5 protein-coding genes are annotated in these 6186 nt (G+C 67.8%); 2 read left to right on the forward strand and 3 right to left on the reverse strand.

Annotation, left to right across the window (positions count from 1 at the left end; genetic code table 11):
* Positions 1-236 precede the first annotated feature (236 nt).
* Positions 237-2441: a xanthine dehydrogenase family protein molybdopterin-binding subunit gene (locus ACTHJR_RS20840; RefSeq protein ID WP_440525340.1), complete on the reverse strand. Its 2205-nt coding sequence runs from the start codon at positions 2439-2441 to the stop codon at positions 237-239.
* A gap of 149 nt (positions 2442-2590) precedes the next feature.
* Between ACTHJR_RS20840 and ACTHJR_RS20845 the strand changes: the two genes are divergently transcribed.
* Both ACTHJR_RS20845 and ACTHJR_RS20850 read left to right on the forward strand, forming a co-directional pair.
* Positions 2591-3652: a glycerophosphodiester phosphodiesterase gene (locus ACTHJR_RS20845; RefSeq protein WP_440525341.1), complete on the forward strand. Its 1062-nt coding sequence runs from the start codon at positions 2591-2593 to the stop codon at positions 3650-3652.
* A 15-nt stretch (positions 3653-3667) separates the two neighbouring features.
* The gene (locus ACTHJR_RS20850) at positions 3668-3961 is read left to right on the forward strand and encodes a hypothetical protein (RefSeq protein WP_440525342.1); all 294 of its coding nucleotides are present in this window, start codon (positions 3668-3670) and stop codon (positions 3959-3961) included.
* Positions 3962-4095: 134 nt separating this feature from the next.
* On the opposite strand, the gene ACTHJR_RS20855 is transcribed toward ACTHJR_RS20850, so the two are convergent.
* Both ACTHJR_RS20855 and ACTHJR_RS20860 read right to left on the reverse strand, forming a co-directional pair.
* Positions 4096-5508, reverse strand: coding sequence for a serine hydrolase domain-containing protein (locus ACTHJR_RS20855; RefSeq protein WP_440525343.1), 1413 nt, complete (start codon positions 5506-5508; stop codon positions 4096-4098).
* A 9-nt stretch (positions 5509-5517) separates the two neighbouring features.
* Positions 5518-6186 (reverse strand): esterase/lipase family protein (locus tag ACTHJR_RS20860; protein WP_440525344.1); only part of this gene is annotated, 669 nt, incomplete at its 5' end.

The following is a 6186-nucleotide window of genomic DNA, read 5'->3' on the forward strand; positions in this document are numbered from 1 at the left end:
TACGGGGGCGGCTCCCCGGGGGGGCAAGATGGGGCTTGTGAGGCTGTTGAAGCGGGATTTAACGCAATCCTCCCCGTACCGGGGAGGGGGACCAACACGCGCAGCGGCTTGGTGGTGGGGGCCCGCGGCGAACGGGCCACACCCCAGGCGGCTATTGATGGAGGGCCCCCTCCACCACCGGGCTCGGCCCGGCGGTCCCCCTCCCCGTTCCGGGGAGGATGTAGGTTGGGCACCCCTCATACCGGCGGCAATCCGGGCAGCAGCTTGTCGAGCGTGATCGGAAAGTCCCGCACACGTACCCCGCAGGCATTGTACACCGCGTTCGCCACCGCCGCGCCGGCGCCCGAAATCCCCAACTCGCCGACCGCTTTCGCCCCGACCGGGTTCGCCTGGTCGTCCACCTGTTCGATGAAATGGCATTCGACCGCCGGCGCGTCGGCATGCACCGCGACATGATATTCGCCGAAATCGGGGTTCACGAACTGCCCGGTACGGGTGTCGACTACCGCGTCCTCGCTCAGCGCATAGCCCAGGCCCCAGATCATCCCGCCGACCATCTGGTTGCGCGCGGTCTTCTCGTTGAGCACGCGGCCGACGTCGAACACGCCGATCAGGCGGCGGACACGAACCTCGCCGGTCACCGCGTTGACCGCGACCTCGGCGAATTGCGCGCCGTGGCTCGCCTGGCTGGTGCGACGGCTGACCTGGCCGGGGCCGGTCTTGCCGTGCGCCACGATCGGCTTGCCGCGCACCAAATCGGCGATCGACGACGATCGCCCGCCGGCGCTGACCGTGCCGTCGATCAGCACCAGTTCCTCCGGCGCCGCGTTCATCCGCCGCGCCAGCTCGGCGAGGATGTCCTCGCACGCCAGCGCCACCGCCGATCCCGAGCTGCCCGCGCCGAACGACCCGCCCGATCCGGCGCTGAGCGGCAAGTCGCTGTCGCCCAGCCGTACGTCGATCGCCGAGACCGGCAGCCCCAGCATCTCGCCCGCGACTTGCGCCAGGATCGTATAGGTGCCGGTGCCGATATCGGTCATGTCGGTCTCGATCACCGCGCGGCCTTCGGCGGTCAGCGTGACGCGGGCTTCGCTGTTGACGGTGAAATTGCCGCGCACTGCTGCCGCCATGCCATGGCCGATCAGCCATTCGTCGTCGCGATTCTGCCCTGGCACCGGATTGCGCCGGTCCCAGCCGAAGCGCCGTGCGCCCTCTTCATAACAGTCGAGCATCAGCCGGGTGGAGAAGGGCTTGCCGCTGGTCGGGTCGACCTCGGGTTCGTTGCGCCGGCGCAGCTCGATCGGATCGAGCCCGAGCTGCTCGGCCAGTTCGTCCATCGCGCATTCGACGGCGAAGGTGCCGACCGCCTCGCCCGGCGCGCGCACCGCGCCGGTCGAGGGCAGGTCGACGACGGTCAGCGCGGTGGTGAAGCGACGATGCTCGGCCGCGTACATCGGGATCGTGCCGAAATGGACCGGCTCGAGAAAGCCCTTGTCCGGCTTCTGCGAGGTGATGCTGTCGTGCGCGAGGGCGGTCATCCGACCCTCGGCATCGCAGCCGATGCGGATGCGCTGCACGGTGTCGCCGCGATGATGGACCAGCGCCGCGGTCTGGCGGCGCGGCAGCGCGATCTTGACCGGTCGGCCGACCTCGCGTGCGGCGATCGCGGCCATCACCGTCTCGGGCCCGACCCCCGTCTTGCCGCCGAATCCGCCGCCGACATAGGGCGCGAGCACGCGCACCCGCTCCTTGTCGATGCCGAGCCGGTTGGCGATCGTCTCGCGCGCGCCGCCGAGGATCTGGAGCGAAGCGCGCACGACCAGATCGTCGCCTTCCCACCAGGCGGTGGTCGCGTGCGGCTCGAGCGCAGCGGGGAAATGGACCGGCGTGGTATAGCTCTGGTCGAAGCGTATCGCGGCGGCATCGAGCGCGGCGTCGACATCGCCCTTCACGATATTGGGCAGGAAGCCGATCTTGTGGTCGACGACCGCCGGCTGGTCGCGCGGATCGAACCGGCCGGGTCGCGTGTCATAAGTCACCTCTACCGCCAGCGCGGCGTCGCGCGCCGCTTCCAGGCTCTCGGCGATGACGAGCGCGACCGGCTGGCCGAAATGGTCGATCGCGTCGGTCCAGTCGCCCATCGCCTCGCGGCTGCTGCCGCCGGTCGAGGGCAGGTCGGGGTGATCGACGATCACCCGGACCACGCCGGGCATCGCTTCGGCCGCGCTGGCGTCGACCCGCAGTACCTTGCCCGCCCCGATCGTCGCGCCGACGACATGCGCGTAGAGCGTGCCGGCGGGCGCGCCTTCGAAGGCGTATTGAGCCGTCCCGGAGACCTTGAGCGGCCCTTCGTAACGGTCGACGCCCTTGCCGATCAGTCCCTGCCGGCCCTTGTCGAGCGCCGCGGGGCGATAGGGCGCGTCCATCGCGTGATCGGTCATCGTCGCCTCCCAATCAAAAGGTGGATAGCGTGCAGGCTGGTTCACAAGGAATCGGGGTGGGGATGGCGGTTTTCAAGCGAATTCGCGTCGGGGTGGTGCTGATGATCGCTATACTGGCGTCCGCGGGCGTCGCAGGGCAGACTAAGCCGATGAAGCCGCTTTCCGACCCCATCGTCATCGGCCATCGCGGCGCGAGCGGCCAACGCCCCGAACACACGCTGGCGAGCTACGATCTGGCGATCGACGAGGGCGCCGATTTCATCGAGCCCGACCTCGTCCTGACGAAGGACAATGTCTTCGTCGCGCGGCACGAAAACGACATCACCGGCACGACCGACGTCGCCGACCATCCCGAATTCGCCGGCCGCAAGACCACCAAGGAGATCGACGGCGAGCGCCACACCGGCTGGTTCACCGAGGATTTCACGCTCGCCGAATTGAAGACGCTGCGCGCGAAGGAACGCCTGCCGCAATTGCGTCCCGACAATGCCACCTATGACGGCAAGTTCGAGATCCCGACGCTCGCCGAGATCATCGCACTGGCCAAGAAGCGCTCGACCGAAGTCGGCCGCACGATCGGCATCTATCCCGAGACCAAGCACCCGAGCTATTTCGCCTCGATCGGCAAGCCGATGGAGCGCCAGCTCGTCGCCGAGCTGAAAGCGGCCGGCTGGGATTCGGCCGACGCGCCGGTGTTCATCCAGAGCTTCGAGGTGAACAACCTCAAGTTCCTCCACACCATCACCAGGATCCGCCTGATCCAGTTGATGGATGCGACCGGCGGCCCGGCCGACCATGCCGCGCCGAGTTATGCAGCGATGATCACGCCCGCGGGGCTGAAGGCGGTCGCGGCCTATGCCTGGGGGATCGGACCCAACAAGGACATGGTGGTCAAACCGCCGGCTGTGAGCATGGTGGCCAAGGGCGATACGCTCTACGCGCCGGCCGACAATCCGATCGTCGACGGAACCCCGACCACGCTCGTCGCCGACGCGCATGCGGCGGGTATCAGAGTCCATGTCTGGACCTTCCGGGCGGAGAATTTCTTCCTGGCCCCCGATCTCAGGATCGGCGCCGATCCCAGGGCGCACGGCAATCTGGACCCGGCGATCCGACATCAGCTTGCGATGGGCATAGATGGTTTTTTCACCGACTTTCCGCTAATTGGATCGACCGTTCGCAACGCCTGGCGGCGCGGCGCGGGCAAGTGATCCGAGGATGAGTAGATGCGTAAGATCCTGATCGCCGCGGCGGCGGCCCTGCCGGTCCTGACCGGCGGCTGCCTCGCCAAGACCGCGGTCGACGTGGTGACCTTGCCGGTCAAGGCGACGAGCAAGGTGGTCGACTGGAGCACGACCAGCCAGTCGGAAGCCGACCGCAATTACGGCAAGAAGATGCGCAAGCAGGAAGCGCGCGAAGGCCGCGAGCGCAAGAAGGCGGCCGAACGGTGCAAGAAGGACCCCTCGCAATGCGGTCCGTATGACGGTTACCGCGCCGGCGATCCCGAGCCGCGGAATTAGGAGGGACCTGATCGGGCACCGCGGTTCTCGTTCAACCGCGACAATGAAATGTGCCGTGAGGAAGCCGCCGTTCCGCTTTCCACCGATAGCGGACGTTCACGACGGTCTGAACGAACGACGGTCTCGCCACCGTGTCATTTGTCACGCCGGAATGGGATCACATTGCTGCCGAGCCGGAGATGGCCGGAATCCGGCCCGTCGAACACGAAGCTGACGTCCTGCGACAGCGTGAAGAATTCGGTCGCCGAGGCGGCGTACAGTGTCTCCGGCGTCTCGCCGGGCGACGCGACCTCCAGCATGTTTCCCTTGCGCACGATGTCGAAGCGGGCACGTTCGTCGTAGATGAACCTGCCCGGATAGGTCGTCAGGACGCTTTCCGGCAACGCGATCGCTTCGCGCACGCGCGGCTGAAAATCGGGCCAGCCATAGAGGCGGGCCAGGCTGCGCACCACGTCTTCGGCCAGCGCCGATCCGCCCGACCCGTTGGTCATCACGACGACGCCGTCGCCCTTGCCATAGGCCACCATCAGCGATGCGAACCCTTCGGTGTCGCCAGCCTTGCGGAACCAGCGCGCGGAGGGAGCGCCGCCGACGTCGAACCCGATCGAATGGCCGGGTCTGACCGTTTCCAGCATGGTCGTGGCGGCCGCGCGCGATAGAAAGGCGCCCTTCGCGCCGGCGATCGATCGCTGCGTGGCGATCAGTGCGCGCGCCAGGTCGGAAGGCGTCGTCCACAACCCCGCCGCCGCCTGTTCGGGATAAAGATGATAGCCGCCGGGCACTTGCGCGCCGTCATTACCATGACCGCAGGCATGCGACGCCACGGGCTCCTCATAGCCGCTGTCGCGCATGGCGAGCGGCGTCAGCACCGCGGACTGCATCCAGGCCGAATAGCGCTGCCCGGTCACGTCGCCGATCATCGCCTGCACGATCGTATAGCCGCCGCCCGAATAGCTCCATTGCGCCCCGGGCTTCAGGGTGACGCGGACCGGCGCGGTATTCGCCGGCGGCACGCCGTCGAGGATCTGAAGGAGCGTGGGCACCGGACCGCCACGCGCATAGCCGGGATAAGCGCGGCCATTGACGCCGGCGGTGTGCGACAGCAGGCCGCGCAGCGTGACCGGCGATCCCGCGGCAATATCGCTCGTCGGGACCTTCCAGGTCTTGAGATAACGGTTGACGTCGGCGTCGAGCGCCACGCGCTTGGCGTCGACCAGCCGCATCGCGCCCAAAGTCGCGATCGACTTGCTGATCGATCCCGCCTGGAACCGCGTCCGGGCAGTGACCGCCGCTCCGCCGTCGCAGGCGATCCCGTAAGCGCGCGTCCAGGCGATCCGGCCGTCATGGATGAAGGCGATGCTGAGCCCCGACACGTGCGCCTTGACCATCGCTTCCTTCAGCGAGCGATGCGGTACCGGAGCGCCCTTCAGCAGCACGGCCGGGACGACATCGCGCTCGAGCTGGCCGATTCTGGGATCGGACGACGGGGCTGCGGCAGCGATAGCCAGGGCTGCCAGTGCGAGAAGGGCGGGACGGTACAGGGACATCCGGTCTTGCTAGCCGCCGCTCGCTTCACCGCCAAGAACCCCGGCGATCGCGCGCAGCGTGTCCGGATGCATCTGCACGCCCATGTGGCTGCTGACGATCTCGATCTCGCGGCATTGCGGATCGTGGCAGAGATCGCCGTTGACCAGCCCGTCGCTCGCCGACCAGATCGCGGTCGAGGGGACGGGGAGGGGCTGCGCGATCTCCTCGCGCCGGGCGACGACGTCGGGCGAATCGACCTTCTCGCCGGTCAGCCATTCGAACGCGCGCCAGACGTTGGTCGCGTGCGGATCGCCGGCGAACGGCGAGCTGACCGTGATGACTTCGCGCACCATCTCGGGCGCGCGGTGCGCCAGGAAACGCGCCATGATCCCGCCCAGGCTGACCCCGATCAGCGTCACCGGCTGGCCGGCATCGCGACGATAGGCATCGAGCCGTGCGAGCAGTTTCTCGCCCTCCGACCCGATCGCCTTGGCGCCGCGATTGCGCCCCAGCCGCCAACCCTCGACGCGATAGCCGAGCGCGATCAAATAGCGCTTCATGACGATGTTGGAGCGGTCCGAATTGAACAGGCCGGGCAGCAGCATGATCGGTCGTCCGTCGCCCGGCGGCGCCTTCATCAATTCGCTCCATTCGACCGGGATGCGCGCCATCGTCCCGACCATGCGCGGCAGCTCGGC

Origin of the sequence: Sphingomonas sp., from assembly GCF_051962185.1 — a bacterium.
In the GTDB taxonomy this organism is placed as follows: Bacteria; Pseudomonadota; Alphaproteobacteria; order Sphingomonadales; family Sphingomonadaceae; genus Sphingomonas.